The sequence below is a fragment of the Parapontixanthobacter aurantiacus genome (assembly GCF_009827635.1).
In the GTDB taxonomy this organism is placed as follows: domain Bacteria; phylum Pseudomonadota; class Alphaproteobacteria; order Sphingomonadales; family Sphingomonadaceae; genus Parapontixanthobacter; species Parapontixanthobacter aurantiacus.
The window spans coordinates 1077045-1093625 of the sequence record NZ_WTYW01000001.1; the positions used below are offsets into that span (position 1 = coordinate 1077045).

Annotated in this window: 14 protein-coding genes; 8 read left to right on the forward strand and 6 right to left on the reverse strand. The window is 58.9% G+C overall.

All coding sequences use genetic code 11. The features are described from left to right. The first annotated feature begins 87 nt into the window (after positions 1-87). From GRI38_RS05230 to GRI38_RS05250, 5 genes are read left to right on the forward strand one after another with little or no spacing between them, the layout of a single operon-like run. Complete coding sequence (locus GRI38_RS05230; protein ID WP_160681835.1) at positions 88-852, forward strand: hypothetical protein; 765 nt, start codon at positions 88-90, stop codon at positions 850-852. Next, positions 849-2567 (forward strand): lytic transglycosylase domain-containing protein, encoded by a 1719-nt coding sequence (locus GRI38_RS05235; protein WP_237487352.1) that lies wholly within the window; start codon positions 849-851, stop codon positions 2565-2567. The genes GRI38_RS05230 and GRI38_RS05235 overlap by 4 nt, the downstream gene beginning before the upstream one ends. Position 2568: 1 nt before the next feature. Beyond that, complete coding sequence (gene moaB, locus GRI38_RS05240) at positions 2569-3093, forward strand: molybdenum cofactor biosynthesis protein B (RefSeq protein ID WP_160681837.1); 525 nt, start codon at positions 2569-2571, stop codon at positions 3091-3093. Between the two features lie 41 nt (positions 3094-3134). Then, positions 3135-4220, forward strand: a complete 1086-nt coding sequence (locus GRI38_RS05245; protein ID WP_160681838.1) for a PA0069 family radical SAM protein — start codon at positions 3135-3137, stop codon at positions 4218-4220. Positions 4221-4268: 48 nt separating this feature from the next. After that, complete coding sequence (locus tag GRI38_RS05250; protein ID WP_160681839.1) at positions 4269-4790, forward strand: hypothetical protein; 522 nt, start codon at positions 4269-4271, stop codon at positions 4788-4790. Here GRI38_RS05250 and GRI38_RS05255 read toward each other — a convergent pair. The 5 genes from GRI38_RS05255 to GRI38_RS05275 form a co-directional block, all read right to left on the reverse strand. After that, a complete protein-coding gene (locus GRI38_RS05255) occupies positions 4772-6358 on the reverse strand; it encodes a long-chain fatty acid--CoA ligase (protein WP_160682472.1) in 1587 nt (528 codons plus the stop codon). The genes GRI38_RS05250 and GRI38_RS05255 overlap by 19 nt on opposite strands. A gap of 77 nt (positions 6359-6435) precedes the next feature. After that, positions 6436-9945 (reverse strand): DNA polymerase III subunit alpha, encoded by a 3510-nt coding sequence (gene dnaE, locus GRI38_RS05260; protein ID WP_160681840.1) that lies wholly within the window; start codon positions 9943-9945, stop codon positions 6436-6438. A gap of 114 nt (positions 9946-10059) precedes the next feature. Beyond that, positions 10060-10338, reverse strand: a complete 279-nt coding sequence (locus GRI38_RS05265) for a hypothetical protein (RefSeq protein ID WP_160681841.1) — start codon at positions 10336-10338, stop codon at positions 10060-10062. A gap of 52 nt (positions 10339-10390) precedes the next feature. Beyond that, complete coding sequence (locus GRI38_RS05270) at positions 10391-11077, reverse strand: ABC transporter ATP-binding protein (RefSeq protein ID WP_160681842.1); 687 nt, start codon at positions 11075-11077, stop codon at positions 10391-10393. Then, entirely contained in the window at positions 11070-12311 is a 1242-nt protein-coding gene (locus GRI38_RS05275) for a lipoprotein-releasing ABC transporter permease subunit (RefSeq protein WP_160681843.1), read from the reverse strand. The genes GRI38_RS05270 and GRI38_RS05275 overlap by 8 nt, the downstream gene beginning before the upstream one ends. Positions 12312-12506: 195 nt before the next feature. On the opposite strand from GRI38_RS05275, the gene purF reads away from it, so the two are divergent. The 3 genes from purF (at position 12507) to GRI38_RS05290 (ending at position 15248) form a co-directional block, all read left to right on the forward strand. After that, positions 12507-13988, forward strand: coding sequence for an amidophosphoribosyltransferase (purF, locus tag GRI38_RS05280; protein WP_160681844.1), 1482 nt, complete (start codon positions 12507-12509; stop codon positions 13986-13988). After that, positions 13981-14694 (forward strand): SDR family NAD(P)-dependent oxidoreductase, encoded by a 714-nt coding sequence (locus tag GRI38_RS05285; RefSeq protein ID WP_160681845.1) that lies wholly within the window; start codon positions 13981-13983, stop codon positions 14692-14694. The genes purF and GRI38_RS05285 overlap by 8 nt, the downstream gene beginning before the upstream one ends. A 203-nt stretch (positions 14695-14897) precedes the next feature. After that, positions 14898-15248: a PilZ domain-containing protein gene (locus GRI38_RS05290; protein WP_160681846.1), complete on the forward strand. Its 351-nt coding sequence runs from the start codon at positions 14898-14900 to the stop codon at positions 15246-15248. Between the two features lie 57 nt (positions 15249-15305). On the opposite strand, the gene GRI38_RS05295 is transcribed toward GRI38_RS05290, so the two are convergent. Then, positions 15306-16580 carry an SAM-dependent methyltransferase gene (locus tag GRI38_RS05295; protein ID WP_160681847.1) on the reverse strand — a complete coding sequence of 425 codons (1275 nt, stop codon included), beginning with the start codon at positions 16578-16580 and terminating at the stop codon, positions 15306-15308. Between the last annotated feature and the right edge of the window lies 1 nt (position 16581).

Genomic DNA, 16581 nt, shown 5'->3' on the forward strand with positions numbered 1-16581 from the left:
CTTTCGTTTTACTGGTCCGATAACGCCTTGATTGCTGACGCTTGAGAGGTCAAGACTGGCCCCGCCCCGGTTACTTTCGAAATGGCCATGGAAACCCGCAAGACAACCCCTTCAGACGCCGTTTCGGGCTTTTACGATTGGTGGGAGTCCGCCGGCGTCGATTGCCTGTTCGAGAGCGAGGCCATCAACTGGCTGGCAGAAGAGAGCGACGAAGCGCCCATACCATCGCGACAGGGATCGCAACCCGTCGAGCCTGCCCGTCGCCCCGAACCGAAGAATGCGGAGACGAAGCCACGCGAAGCGGAAGAACTTGTCGCTTCGGCACCCGGCGATCTCGAGGCTTTTCAATCTTGGTGGATGCAGGCGGGTTTCACAGAGACGAACCCGAACAGCTCATCGATCGCCCCAGTAGGAGCGAAATCGGCAAGGACACTGTTCCTCTTTCCCCAACCCTTCGAAGGTGACCGAAAACAACTCGTCGACGGCCCGGCTTCGAATTTTCTCGAGGCCTTCCGCAACGCGCTCAATCTGGAAAGCGAGGCTGTCTATCTTGCCAGCGTAATGCCCAGACATGGTCCTTTCCCGGACTGGATCGCGGCGAGAGACACAGGTCTCTTTGCCCTCGCGCGACATCATATTGCGCTTGTCGAACCCGAACGGGTCGTGCTGTTCGGCCGCTCGATACTCCCCTTCCTCGCGAACGAGCGAGCCGGCCACAGTACCGATCTGGATATTCGCGGCGCGAAAATACCACTTTTCGCCGCTCCCGCACTTGGCGAACTGGCCCGTTCCGCGCAACGACGGCAAAGGTTCTGGTCTCGATGGCTCGATTGGACGGCAACGAACGAATGACACTTCTTACTCGAACGATATTCGCTCTCGGCATGGCAAGCGCCCTGATGCTGGGGGAGCCTGTCGCGGCACAACAAATAGATTATCGACCCCCCGGTCTCTCGGACTTGCCGGAGCGCGTTCTTTCTCGCGAGGAAACCGCATTCTACGCGAATGCCTTCGACGCACTGAACCGTCAGGATTGGGTGAGTGTGCGGACCGCGATCGACAACGATCCCTTCGGAGCGCTGCGCGGGACATTGGCAGCAGAATACTTCCTGCACCCCAATAGTCCGCGCATTTCCATCGAAGAGATCGAGGCGTGGCTACAGCGCTATCCTACCCACCCTCAGGCCGAACGCATGATCGGGCTCGGTATCAAGCGGGGCCTTGTCGAGGCGCCGATTTTGCCCCGCAAGGTCGCGACAGCCCGCGAACCTTCCATTCCCAAAAGGGTCCTGCCCCGCTCGGTCGAAGACGGCACGATGCCTGCAGAGATCGGCGAGGCGATCCTGTCGGCAATTCGCAATGACGATCCCGATAGCGCACGCATGCTGCTCGACGGCATCGACGCTTCGCTCAGTCCGGCATCGCGAACCGAATGGCGGCAAAGGGTCGCTTGGAGCTACTACATCGAGAACCGCGACACCGCGGCGCTGGCGATGGCAAGGACGGCGCGGGGCGGCACCGGCCCGTGGCTTGCCGAGGGGGCATGGGTCGAAGGTCTGGCGGCCTGGCGCCTCGACGACTGTCCCGATGCAGCCGATGCCTTTACGCGCGCGAGCGAACAGGCGGACAATGTGGAGCTCCGCTCTGCCGCGCAATATTGGGCGGCGCGCGCGTTCACGAAATGTCGTCAGCCCGCGCTCGCCCGGCAGATGCTCGAACGCGCTAGCAGGAGCGACGAGACCCTTTACGGGATGCTGGCAACCGAGCAGCTCGGCATAACCCGCCCCGATCGCTTTCGCGTGGCGGCGTTCGATCGCGAAGACTGGCGAAAGTTGCGCAACGATCCGATCGTCCGGAACGCCATCGGTCTTGCGGAGATCAATGAACTCGAACTCGCGGACGAGACCCTGCTGCATGCGTTGCAGACGGGCGATGCAGAGAGCTTCGCGTCAAAGGCTCGGCTCGCCAAGACGTTGGGGCTGACGTCGGCACAAAAATGGAGCGGTTACAATACCCCCCGCGGAGCGCAGCCGATCCCGGCTATGCGCTATCCCAGCACTGCCGCAACTCCCGTTCGAGGATGGACGGTCGATCCGGCGCTCGCCTTTGCGCATTCTCTTCAGGAAAGCGATTTCAGACCGCGCGTCGTAAGCCCCGCGAACGCTATTGGCCTGATGCAGATACGCCCCATCGCGGCGCGGGAATACGCGGCGTCCATCCAGATGAATGCTTCGACAGTCGACCTCAAGGACGAGGCAACAAATATCGCATTCGGTCAGCGAGCTTTGCGAGCTTTGTCGCAGTCCGAAACGACGAACGGCCACCTTCCGAAAGTGATGGCTGCGTACAATGCCGGTCCCACACCAGTGGCCCGCTGGAACAGCGAGATACGCGCTTTTGACGATCCTCTTCTTTACATGGAATCGATACCCTACTGGGAGACGCGCGGCTATGTCGCTATCGTAATGCGAAACTACTGGATCTATCTTCGTCAGGGAGCCGAGCCAGCCCCGAGCCGGGAAGCGCTTGCCCAGAACGCATGGCCCGAATTTCCGACGAAGAACTGATATGCCGATCGATGAAACGCGGCCATTCAAGCCGCTTAACCTCGCTCTTCTAACGGTGTCCGACACGCGCAGCTCGGCAGACGACACCTCGGGCGACATACTGCGCGATTTGTCGCAAGGTGCGGGCCATCGCATTGCTGCTCGAAGTATCGAAAAGGACGACGTCGGAACGATCGTCAATCGATTGAGAAGCTGGATCGATGATCCGAACGTCGATGCAGTCCTGATTACGGGCGGAACGGGATTGACAGGCCGCGACGTTACGCCGGAAGCGCTCGATCGTGTAAAATCGAAGGACATCCCCGGGTTTGGCGAATTGTTCCGGATGTTGAGTTACGAAACTATCGGCACAAGCACGATCCAGAGCCGGGCCTGTGCAGTCCTTGCCGACACGACCTACATCTTCGCGATGCCCGGTTCGAACGGGGCTGTCAAAGACGCTTGGAACAACATCCTGGCAACCCAGTTGGACAGCCGCTATCGCCCCTGCAATTTCGTCGAGCTGATGCCCCGGTTGAAGGAATAACTGCCTTTACGACAACCTATATGTTCTCTAATTGTTCTGCAATGTCGGACGCAGGACGAACAATTTTGAAGGGCCGCGGGGCTTCCTCTTCCGCACAATCCTTGCGGTTTCACGGCATTGAACGGGAATGCGACGGTGACTGGCGCGATTACATGGAGAAGCTGGAAGGTCCTCCGGTCAAACTTCGTACTCACGTCGTCGAAGAACATCCAAAAAGCATTCTCACGTTCAACACGTCGCCCGACATCGGCTTCGATCGCTCGATCAACGCGTATCGAGGTTGCGAGCATGGATGCATTTACTGCTTTGCCCGTCCGACGCACGCCTATCACGACCTGTCGCCCGGCCTCGATTTCGAGACGCGTCTGTTTGCGAAGCCACAGGCGGCGGCCTTGCTTCGACAAACGTTCGCCAAGTCCGGTTACAAGCCGAAACCTATCGCGATGGGAACGAATACCGATCCATACCAGCCGATCGAAAAGCGCTATCGGATCACAAGGGAAATCCTCGAACTTTGTCTGGAAGTCGGGCACCCGGTCACTATTACGACCAAATCCGACCGCGTGCTGGCGGACATCGAACTCCTGAAAAAAATGGCAAAGCGCGATCTGGTAGCGGTCGCTCTCTCAGTGACTTCGCTGGACGCAAATCTTTCCGGCAAGCTGGAGCCACGCGCCGCCTCTCCGGCAAAACGCATGGCGGCGATAAGTAGACTATCCGAAGCGGGCATCCCGGTGCATTGTTCCATTTCACCCGTTATCCCCGCCATTACCGATAAGTTTCTCGAAGAAATCGTAGAGCGTGCCAGCGAGTGCGGTGCCTGGTCTGTAGGCTGGATCATGCTGCGCCTGACGAACGAGGTGGCGCCGCTCTTTCGCGAATGGCTCGAAGTGCACTTTCCCGATCGGGCTCAGAAAGTGATGAACATCGTTCGCGACATGCGGGGTGGCCGCGACAACGAACCTAACTTTCATGCGCGGTTCAATCCGAAGGGCGTTTGGGCGGACCTCTTTCGCGCGCGCTTCCGCGCAGCATGCCGACGGTCGGGCCTTGAAAAACGCAAGATCGCATTGAGTTGTGACAGTTTCACAGCACCCCGCCTCGATGGCCAGATACAACTCCTTTAATTCGAAGCGTAACGCGAAATTAACCGAGTTTCAGCAAAGTAATATTTGATGTTGGTGTCCCGCCTTCTCTGGCTTGTCGCAGCCTGCCTCGCGCTCGGCGCATGCGCGGATGATCCACGCGACGATCCGCTTGCGCTTTACGACTTTACCGACATGCAAGTCGTGGCAGATGTGGCAAGTCGTTTGGCAGTCGAAGAACGCGGCATCTTCAAGACATACGCTATCGAGCATCTGGCGTCTTCGGATCGCTTCTGCGGTAAAAAACTCGTCAGCCTCGATGGCCGCGAGCCGCTTACCATCGGGGACGCAATCGATTTCACGATCGAACGAAAGAAGCGCGATGCCGAGCTGCTCGCTGCTCAGGATCTGAACAATTATTCGCCGCAGGCACGCCGGTTCATCGCGATAGAAGAACTAGAAAGCCGCCGGGACGAACTAGTGGGAGAGCGCGAAACATTCCGCATGCTGTCTAGCGATCCGGACAGTATCGAACAAACGGCGGAATGGAAACGATTCGAACGTCGCATAGCGGAAGTCGACGCCGAACTTGCTCAACTTGCTAGCCGGTAACCGGCAAAGCGCGTTCGCAGGTCCTTCTTACTGATTTTTCCCGTAGCGGTGTGCGGTATGTCGTCAACGAATTCGATGGCATCCGGAAGCCACCATTTGGCAACCTTGTCCGACAGGTAGGCGGTCAAGTCGTCTGCCGAGCAATCCTGACCTTCCTTGCGCACGACGAACAGCACGGGCCTCTCGTCCCATTTTGGATGCGGCATTCCAATGGCCGCAGCTTCCGCAACTGCGGGATGACCGACTGCCTGGTTCTCCAGTTCCACCGAACTGATCCATTCACCGCCCGATTTGATGACATCTTTGGTTCTGTCGGTGAGTTGCAAGGTTCCATCGGGATGAATGATGCCGACATCGCCGGTGTCGAACCAGCCATCCGCGTCCGCCGCATCCTGTTCGGCCTTGAAGTAACGCTTGATGATCCATGGGCCACGTATCTGCAAGGCGCCCGCCGTTTTTCCATCGCGCGGCAACGGAGTGGCCATATTGTCGAGATCGACGGTGCGCAGTTCGACGCCGAAAATAGGCCGTCCCTGTTTGGCGACGACGTCGACCTTTTCGTCGAAGCTCAATTTTTCCCAATCGGATGTCCTCGATCCGACCGTTCCGATGGGAGAGGTTTCGGTCATCCCCCAGGCATGCGCCACATAGGTATCGTTCTTCATCAGGCGCTCGATCATGAAGCGCGGGCAAGCCGACCCGCCAATGATAACCTTTTTAAGTTTGGGAAGCTCTCGCCCGATCTTGTCGCAATATTGGAAGATACCCAGCCAGACGGTCGGCACTCCGGCGCTGTCCGTGACCCCTTCCCTGTCCATCAGTTCGCATAAAACGTCGGGTTCGTTCACCGTGCTGTAGACGAACTTGACGCCCGCCGCGGCACCTGCCCACGGAAGACCCCAACTCGCCGCATGAAACATCGGGACGATCGGCAACATGACCGTCTGGGTTTCGAAGCCGAAGCTTCCCGGCTGCAGACCGGCCATTGCATGCAGCATCGTCGAGCGATGCTCGTACAGCACCCCTTTTGGATTTCCGGTCGTACCGCTCGTATAACAGAGCATGCATGGATCGCGCTCGTCTACGTCGGCCCAGTCAGTTTGGCCGTCATACGGAGCAAGCCATTGTTCGAAAGACACCGTATCTGCATCGTTGTCGAAGCAGATGAACTTTTCGACATTCGGCCATTGCTCGCGCATTTTGTCGACGATCGGCTGAAACGCGGCATCGTAGATAAGCACGCGGTCGTCCGCATGATTGACGATGTATTCGAGCTGGTCCTCGAAAAGGCGCGGGTTGATCGTATGCAGCACGCCGCCAGCACCGACGGCGCCATACCAGGTGACGAGATGCCGCGAATGGTTCATTGCGAGCGTCGCGATCCGGTCGCCTTTCTCGATTCCCATATCGCGCAGAGCCTGAACCATTTTCAAAGCATCTAGGCGAATACTGGCCCAGTCGGCGCGCGTTTCGCTCCCGTCAGCCCACCGTGTCACGTGTTCGCGCGTTGCATGTTCGCGCGCCGCGTGGTCGATCAGGTGAGTTACCTTCAGGCTCCAGTCCTGCATTCCGCCGAGCAAACTCTCTCTCCCGCTATTGTTTTCGAAACCTTAGCTGCTCTGCGACCATCGACAAGTGGCTTTCGTCAGGCCACCAGCCTGAGGTGACTTGTCGCCTGCCGCGCCTTGAGCTCGATTTCTGAAAGACCGGCGATCTGGCCGAGCCGTTCGGCCAATTCACCGTCCAGGCGGAACGTAGTGCCGAGGCATATCCGCCGACCGTCCAGACCTTCTTTCGCCAGGGATATCATTATCTCACCATTAGGCGGCAGTTGCTCGTTCTGTCCCACATAACCTTCCAGTTCCTTTGCGAGAGCATCGAGCGCGACGACGTCGGCCACAGCGAGGCTTAATGTGAGACGAGCAGATTGACCGAGCTCATCGAGCGGCCGCCCGCCACGAACGGTAACGCGCGGCGGCTCGTCGGGGCTGGGACTGTCGAGTTCGACGTTGAGAAGGACACAGGTGCTATCGCGGGCCCATTGCTCGAACTTTTCCACCATTCCTTCTTCGAAGCAGGCGGCGCTGAACTGGCCGGTATGGTCGGAGAAATCAGCGCGGATGAAATCTTTTCCTCGGCGCGTACGCCCCTTGTTCACCTTCTCGACCATCGCGGCCACGACTGCGGACGTCCGTCCTGCGGCATCCAGTCCACCTTCCATGATGCTGGCATAGCTGCGTGCCCCGTTGGCCGAGGCGACTAAGCGATAGGCGCTGACCGGGTGAGCCGAGAAGAAGAAGCCGAAATTTTCGCGCTCATGTGCCATGATTTCCGCGCGCGTCCAACTGGTCGCGGGCTTCAGCCGGATCGGCTCACTAGTTGCTTCGGCCCCGCCGAACAGGCCCGCCTGACCACTTGAGCGCTCTCGCGCCGCGGCGTCCGCCACGGCCATCAGCAAATCCGCGTTCGCAAGAAGCTGCGCTCGGTCGGGCTCAAGAGTGTCGAGCGCTCCGGCGCAGATCAGTCCTTCTAGCTGCCGTCGGTTCATCGATCCCGCCGGTAGACGATTGAAGAAGTCCGACAGGCTTTCGAAGAGCCCGCTGGCTTCCCGCTCCTGAACGATGGCATCCATCGCCTTTTCGCCGACATTGCGGATACCGGCCAGAGCATAGCGCACGGCATGTCCATTTTCGGTCGTTTCCACCGAAAATCGTGCAACCGATCGATTAATGTTCGGAGGAAGAATTTCGATCGGTCCTCCAACACGAGCGGGATAGCGTCGCGCATCATCGACGAATACGGCCAGCTTCTCGGACTGATGCATGTCGAAACACATGGACGCCGCATAGAACTCGTGCGGATAATGCGCCTTCATCCATGCGGTCTGATAGGCGAGAAGCGCGTAAGCCGCGGCATGTGACTTGTTGAACCCGTAGCCGGCAAACTTGTCGATAAGGTCGAACAGTTCGTTCGCGCGCTTGGGTTCGATACCCGAAACACTCTTGCAGCCGTCGACGAACCGCTGGCGTTGCGCGTCCATTTCCGCCTGGACTTTTTTGCCCATCGCACGGCGAAGCAGATCGGCATCGCCCAGCGAATAGCCCGCCAGGATCTGCGCCGCCTGCATGACCTGTTCCTGGTAGACAAAGATGCCGTAGGTTTCGGCAAGTATCCCTTCGAGCTTGGGATGAGGGTATTCGATCTCCACTTCCCCGGCCTTGCGTTTGCCAAATAGCGGGATGTTGTCCATCGGTCCCGGGCGATAGAGCGATACGAGCGCAATGATATCTTCGAACTTCGTTGGTTTGACGGCGGTCAGGGTACGTCGCATGCCTTCGGATTCGAGCTGGAACACCCCGACCGTGTTACCCGACTTCATGAGCTCGAAGACGGCGGGATCGTCCAGCTCGAGCGTGGCAAGGTCGATTGCTATGTCCCGCTCTGCGAGCAGATCGACTGCTTTCTGAAGCACGGACAGCGTCTTCAGGCCGAGAAAATCGAATTTGACGAGACCGCTCGTCTCGACATGTTTCATGTCGAACTGAGTGACCGGCATGTCGGAGCGCGGGTCGCGGTAGAGTGGGACGAGCTGCGCAAGTGGTCGATCGCCGATCACGACACCGGCGGCATGAGTCGAGGAATTGCGCGGAAATCCCTCCAGCTGCATAGCGAGATCGACGAGCCGCCTGACCTCGTTATCGTTGTGATACTCGCGCTTGAACTCGCTCGAACCGTTCAGCGCCCGTGGCAAATCCCACGGGTCGGTTGGATGGTTAGGCACCATCTTGCAAAGCCGATCGACCTGACCGTAACTCATCTGCAAAATGCGGCCGCAATCGCGCAAGACGGCACGCGCCTTCAATTTTCCGAAGGTGATAATTTGCGCGACATGATCGTGCCCGTATTTCGCCTGAACGTAACGAATGACTTCTCCGCGCCGAGTTTCACAGAAGTCGATGTCGAAGTCCGGCATCGATACACGCTCGGGATTGAGGAAGCGCTCGAACAGCAAGCCGAGCCTGATTGGATCGAGGTCGGTGATCGTCAACGCCCAGGCGACAAGCGAGCCCGCCCCCGAACCACGCCCCGGACCTACGGGGATTCCCTGCTCCTTCGCCCATTTGATGAAATCGGCGACGATGAGGAAGTAACCCGGAAAACCCATCCCGCGAATGATATCGACTTCGTACGTAAGACGATCGTCATAGACCTGCCGTTCTTCGGCGCTCAGCTCGCCATACGCTGACAATCGCTCTTCGAGGCCGGCCTTCGCATCCTCTTCGAGCATCCGGGCCTCTCCTTCGAGATCTCCGGCAAGACTGGGCAAGATGGGCGCCCGGTTGGGCGGAGCGAACGCACAACGCCGCGCGATGGTCAGGGAATTGTCCAATGCTTCCGGCAAGTCGCTGAACAACTCGGCCATCATGGGGGCCGATTTGACGAAGCTTTGAGCGTTCGAGCGAGGCCGTTCCTCAGCCTCGATATGCGTCGAACCGGCAATGCACAGCATGGCATCATGCGCCTTGTGCATATGGGGGTCGGCAAAGGTCGCGGGGTTCGTTGCGACGAGGGGCAAGTCACGCGCATAGGCAGCGTCGATCAGATGCTCTTCCGCCGCAGCCGACACGCCGCCCATCCCGCGCACCAGCTCGATGTAGAACCGCGCAGGGAACAGTTGCTCTAACCGGTCGAGTAATTCTTCCGCATCCGAACTCTGCCCTTCGGCAAACAATCGGGTGACCGCGCCGTCATCCGCGCCGCTCAGAGCGATGAGCCCGTCGGTCGCGCCTTCGAGATCGCCCATCGATATATGCGGTTCGAGCTCGAGCGGGCGTTCGAGATGCGCCTTGCTGACCAAAGCGCACAAATTGTCGTAACCTGTGTCGTTCTGAGCGAACAACGGAAGGTAGTCGATCTGCGACGGACCTTTTTCTCGCGCTATTCCGAGCAGCACGCCGATAATTGGCTGAATGCCTTCCGACTGGCAGGCCTTGGCAAATTGTACGGCACCGTAGAGGCCGTTTCGGTCGCAGATGGCGATGGCGGGAAAGCCCCGTTCTTTCGCAACGGTCGCGATATGCTTCGGATCGATCGCGCTTTCCAGCATGGAATAGGACGACATGACCCGCAAAGGGACGAAGGGGGCAAACTTCATCCCGCTCTTATGCGATCTTGCGCAACTTTATCCAAGGTCCAATCCACAGCAATTTAGCGGAAATTAGCGCTGCATAAACGCTTCGGCGGCCGCGGCTGACCTTAACAGAAAGCGTCAGTCGCGAGGAAAGTTAGGATGATCGGCGAGCGCGACCGCCTCTTCCGCCGTATATTTCCGATCGCCCGCTTTCTGGATAGCGTATTTCTCACGCTCTTCCGCAGGAAGCATCATCAAATGTTTGATAATGTCGGAGAATGTTCCGTGTTTCAAAGCTTTTGAGCCGTCGAACACGCCTCTTCCGTCGCCGACCCGGTGCAGCGCTGCGCGGTCATCCCAATCGATAGCGCCGGTGTTCTGAGGATCGCCGTGAAAAGTGCTGGGATGATCGGTCAATTGTGCTTCTCCTGTCTTTTCATCGCAACGCACAAGGCGCCTCGTGGGTCCGCTATTCGAGCATTCCGTCATGCAGGCGGACAACCCGGTCCATTTTTGCCGCCAGTCGCTCGTTATGCGTCGCGACGAGGGCTGCACTTCCTTCTCCCCGCACGAGTTCGAGAAACTGCGCCAGAACGCGATCGGAGGTTGCCTCGTCCAAATTGCCGGTCGGCTCGTCCGCCAGAACCAGGTGCGGTCTGTTGGCAAGTGCTCGCGCCACAGCGACACGTTGCTGCTCACCGCCGGAAAGCTGGCTCGGCCGATGGTCCATTCGTTCCTGAAGCCCGAGTGAGGTCAGTAGAGAACGGGCGCGCTCTTCCGCATCAGGTCGCGGCGTGCCCTTGACGAGCTGAGGCAGAACGACGTTTTCGGTTGCATTGAAATCCGGCAGCAAGTGGTGAAACTGATATACGAAACCGAGGTAGTTTCGGCGAAGGCGCGTTCGCTCGTCCGCCGGCATCTGGCTCGCTTCTTCCCCGGCAATCGCGATACGACCGCCGAAACCGCCTTCGAGCAGACCGACGGCCTGCAGCATCGTCGACTTCCCGGAACCCGACGGGCCCAACAAAGCTACGATTTCCCCGGAACCGACGGAAAGATCAATGCCGCGAAGAACGTCTATACGCACCCCGCCCTGCTCGAAGCTTCGCGTCAGGCCCTTCAGCTCGACGACGGCAGGCTGCGACGATTTACTCATAGCGCAGGACCTGCACGGGATCGGTACTGGCAGCCTTTAGCGCCGGATAAAGCGTCGCAAGAAAGCTGAGCAACAGCGCCAGGCCGACGATCATGGCAATTTCCACCGGGTCCGTCCGGGCAGGCAGCGTGCTCAGAAAGCGAACCTGAGGGTCCCACAATTCCTGACCGGTAACCACTTCGATGATCTTTACGATCTGCTGTCGGAAGGTCAGGACGATAAAACCGAGAATCAGACCAGCAATCGTCCCCAGTGCGCCGACGGTGAATCCGGTCGTCACGAAGATCTTCAGCAAAGAGCGACGCGTCGCACCCATCGTGCGCATGATCGCAATATCGCGCGTTTTTGCACGGACGAGCATGACGAGGCTCGACAAAATATTAAAGGCGGCGACCAAGACCATGAACGACAAGGCGAAAGCCATGGCGACCCGCTCGACCTGCAAGGCCTCGAACAAAGAAGCGTTGATTGTTTTCCAGTCCGCGATTTGCGCCAATCCCGTCAGATTTCTGGCGACCGGTGCGAGTATTTCCTCGACGCGGTCCGCATCCTCCACCTTGATCTCGATCATGCCGATCCGGTCACCAAGCAGCAATAATGTCTGGGCATCCTGCATCGGCATAACGACGAAAGTCTCGTCGTAATTATAAATACCTACTTCGAACAGCGCTGCGACCTCATAGCCAACTTGCCGAGGCACGGTTCCGAAGGGAGACGACCTGCCCTGAGGATTGATGACGGTGATCGTATCACCCACCCGAACGCCCAGATTTGCCGCAAGGCGCGTGCCGATCGCGACCTTGCCTGCCCCTGGCTGCAAAGCATCGATGTTTCCCTGGACGACCTGAGCGCCGATACGTTCGATGTCTTCCATCGTGTTGCCGCGTACGAAGACGCCTTCGACACGACCGTTGAACGTCGTCATCAAGGGCTGTTCGATCAGCGGAGAGGCGCGAACCACACCGGGCGTCTCGCGGATGTCCTCGAGAATGTTCTCCCAGTCATCGAGCCGCCCGCCAAATGCCTGAACGACCGCGTGACCGTTCAGTCCGACGATCTTGTCGAGCAGTTCCGCACGGAAACCGTTCATTACGCTCATGACGATGACGAGCATCGCGACCGATAGCATCACGACGCCGACGCTGATACCCGCGACGAGTGCAATGAATGCCTCACTTCGCCCCGGCAACAGGTAGCGACGGGCAATCGTCCGTTCGAATGGTGAGAGGATCAAGGGAACTCGTTGGCCAACTGTTGCGAGAGCGTCGCAGTGCGACAAGGCTTTTGTAGGCAAGCTTTCATGGCCCTGCAATGAATTAGCCGAATTGTCCGCAGCTTTGCGGGTGCGTCACGGTTTGCGGGTTGTAATCGAAGCGCAACATAGCCATTGGACCACTGAGCCCCGCCGAACGTGCAGAACATTTGCGCCATGAACCTTACCGACCCCTATCGTGACGAAAACGGCGACAAGCTGCGCGAGGAGTGCGGCGTCTTCGGAACTATCAACGCAGCCGACGCGTCCGCCATTACCGCATTGGGTCTGCATGCCCTGCAGCATCGCGGTCAGGAAGCCGCGGGCATCACGAGTTTCGACGGAACCGAATTTTATTCGCAACGCGGACTGGGCCATGTCGCGGAGAACTTCTCAAGTCAGGAAGCGATCGCCGATCTGCCTGGGTCGATGGCTGCAGGGCATGTGCGCTATTCGACGACTGGCGGGTCAGGACTCAGGAACGTCCAGCCGCTGTTCGCTGACCTGGCGAGCGGCGGGTTCGCTGTCGCTCACAACGGCAATATCTCCAACGCGCGGACCTTGCGCGAGGACCTTGTCAAGCGCGGGTCGATTTTCCAGTCGACCTCGGACACCGAAGTCATCATCCATCTTGTAGCGACTTCGCGCTATCCCACGATGATCGACCGGCTCATCGACGCCTTGAGGATGGTCGAAGGCGCCTATTCGCTGCTCGTAATGACGCCCGAAGGAATGATCGCCTGCCGCGATCCGCTCGGCATCCGCCCCTTGGTAATGGGGAAGATCGGCGATGCCATTGCCTTCGCAAGCGAAACCGTCGCTTTCGACATCATCGGGGCGAAATTCGTCCGGCAGGTCGAGCCGGGTGAAGTCGTGCAGGTCACCCATGAAGGCAAGGTGACTTCGTTGCGACCGTTCGGGGAGCGCAAGCCGCGCCCATGCATCTTTGAACACGTATATTTTAGCCGACCGGATTCGGTCTTCGATGGTCGTTCCGTTTACGAGGCGCGCAAGGCGATCGGCGCGGAACTCGCGATCGAAAATCCGGTGGAGGCGGACTTGGTCGTTCCCGTACCGGACAGCGGCGTTCCGGCCGCGATCGGCTACGCGCAAGCATCAGGCCTGCCATTCGAACTCGGCATCATTCGCTCGCATTACGTGGGCCGCACGTTCATTCAGCCGTCCGACGGTGCCCGTCATGCCGGCGTGAAGCGAAAACACAACGCCAATCGCGGCCTAGTCGAGGGAAAGCGGATCGTCCTTATCGACGATTCTATCGTTCGCGGCACGACGTCGATGAAGATCGTCGAGATGATGCGCGAAGCCGGCGCGACCGAAGTCCATTTCCGTGTAGCGAGCCCCCCGACCGCGCACAGCTGTTATTACGGTGTCGATACGCCCGAACGATCCAAGTTGCTTGCCGCACGCATGGATGTCGAGCCGATGCGGGAGTTCATCAAAGCCGACAGCCTTGCATTCGTGTCGATCGACGGGCTCTATCGGGCCGTCGCCTCGACGAAGCGAGACCGGGCCTGCCCCCAGTTCTGTGACGCCTGTTTTACGGGCGACTATCCGACCTCGCTGACAGATCTTGGGGAGACCGAAAACCGCCAGACCGAAATGTCGTTGCCAGTTAGCAAGGTCCTCGCAAATGGCTGACCCGCCACTCGCTGGAAAGACGGCTCTGGTCACCGGATCGAGCAAGGGTATCGGAGCTGCAACCGCGCAAGCGCTTGCCGAAGCGGGCGCTCATGTGATCCTGACCGGACGGGATGTACGCTCGCTCGAAAAGGTCGAAGACCGAATCCATGAAAGCGGCGGCTCCAGCAGCATCGCTCCGCTCGATCTGACGGAAAAGAATGGTGTAGCCCGCTTGTCATCCGCGATAGCGCAGCGGTGGGACAGGCTGGACATTCTCGTCATTTCAGCAGCTTATCTTCCGACGTTGTCATCGGTTGTGCAGATTGACGGGGCCGAGTTCGCAAAGGCGATGAGTATCAACGTTCTCGCCACGCATGCGCTACTGGCGGGGTTTGACTCGCTTTTGAAGCGAGCGCCGAATGCTCGCGTAATAGGACTGACCAGTTCTGTCGGAGCTTCCCCGAGACCTTTCTGGGGCGCTTATGGTTCGTCCAAGGCCGCTTTCGACAATCTATTGGAAAGCTACGCCGGGGAAGTGGAGCGGATCAGCGCAATCCGGGTCGCCATCGTCGATCCGGGTGCGACGCGAACCCAAATGAGAGCCAAGGCCTATCCGGGCGAGGACCCGAAAACCGTGAAGCAGCCGAGCGTGGTAGCGGATCGCATCGTCGCCTTGCTGACCAACGACTTCTCGGATTTTCACCGCGAGCGGGTCGAAGAGTAGGTCTTTCCCCTTCGCGGGCGTATCTCCGAAATGGTATCCGTCCGCCGTGACGTCGAACCTTCTTTAAGGATCGATACCGAAAATTAACCATTATCGTGGTTAATATCGCTTAACTTCGAAGGGTAAAATTTACCTAACACTCGAAGGGTATCCCGGACGCAGCGCAGGTTTGGAGCCTGCGGCATCCATCTTAGAGGCACGTCATGCAGTTCAAGGTTTCGGAAAAATACGAGATTGCCGCGCAGGAAGACCGGTGCGGTCAGCGCACGAAACTTACCATTCCGGGGATGCTGCGAGCATCCGGCGGACGGGCTTTCCAGACGGTCGTCCACGATCTCTCCATTTCGGGTTTCTCTGCGTCGGCCATCAACCGGATGCATGAAGGGCAGGTATGCTGGCTTACGTTGCCCGGTCTGCAATCCCTTCAGGCGCAAGTCGTGTGGTGGGAAAATTGCATCGCGGGATGCGCATTCTCCGAACTGCTCAGCCCGATCGTTCACGACAATATTTTGCAACGCTACAGCGGTAACCGGGTCTATCGCAGCAACGTCTGACCGCCGGAAAGCGTTGCCGGGAGACTTCGCTCAGCTTCGCTGTGAATAGGGCGTCGTTCAAGACTTGATGAGCGTAACCTGGTGCACGTCGATATTGCCGCAGCGAAAGCCGCCCTCGCAATACATCAGGTAATAGCGCCACATATCAATGAAGCGCGCGTCGTATCCCTGCGGCAACGCCTTCCGTTCGACGGCCTCTTCGAACCGCTCGCGCCATAGCCGCAGGGTTTCCGCGTAGTCCTGACCGAAGTCGCTTTGATCGACCCAGCCCAGTCCGGACTTCTCGGCAAGCGCGCGAAATTCGCTTTGTTTGATGAGCATCCCGCCGGGAAAGACATAGGCCTGGATGAAATCGGCGCTGGCGGCATAGGCTTCGAAAATCTCGTCGCGCATCGAAATGAACTGGATCGCCGCCCGTCCGCCGTGTTCGAGGTTACGTACGAGGCATCGCATGAATTCCGACCAATATTTACGGCCCAGCGCTTCCACCATCTCCACACTGACGATCCCGTCGAATTGTCCGTTTACATCGCGATAGTCCTGCTTGAGGAAGGCGACGCTTCCTCCGGCCTTCTTCCCAGCATTACCGTGTCGTGCGCGCGCCCATTCGAGCTGTTCGTCCGAAAGGCTGATAGCGGTCATTTCGCGACCGCCTTCCGCAAGGTAAGCGGCGAGCCCTCCCCAACCGCAGCCAATCTCCAATACTTTTTTCGCATCGCCGAGCCGCGCTTCGAGCAGATCCCATTTCTTCCGCTGGGCTTCTTCCAGTTCGGAACCCTCGACGGCGTAACCACTCGAATAGCTCATGGTCGGATCGAGCCATGCGCTATAGAACGCATTGCCGAGATCGTAATGCGCCTCGATATTCCGCCTGGCGCCGGCCCGATCGTTGCGGTTGAGCCAATGGCCGAGCCGCGCACTCAGGCGGAACAGCCCGGAAGCACGGCCGAGAGATCCAAGCGACGCCGCGTTCGCTCCGAAAACCGCGAAGACTTGAACGGGATCGGGGCTCGTCCATTCGCCGTTCGCCCAGCCCTGATACCAGCCGATCGAGCCGTTGCTTGCGAGGCGAATGAGTGCGCGCCAGTCGCGCAACTCTACCTCGGCATCGAACCCCGGCCGTCTTCCGCCCAACAACCGCACCGTACCGTCCGGCAGTCTCCCGGTGATCGAGCCGCTTTCCAGCCCGACATCGAGGCGGTCGAGAATGCGGTGAAAGCCGGGCGCGACCATCCGCGCAAGCAAGCCCGCCTTTCTCTCGAAGCGTTGCGCCCGCGACAATAGTGCTGCGCTGCGCCCCGGCCCTGCCCTGTCAAACCCGTCGGCTCCCATG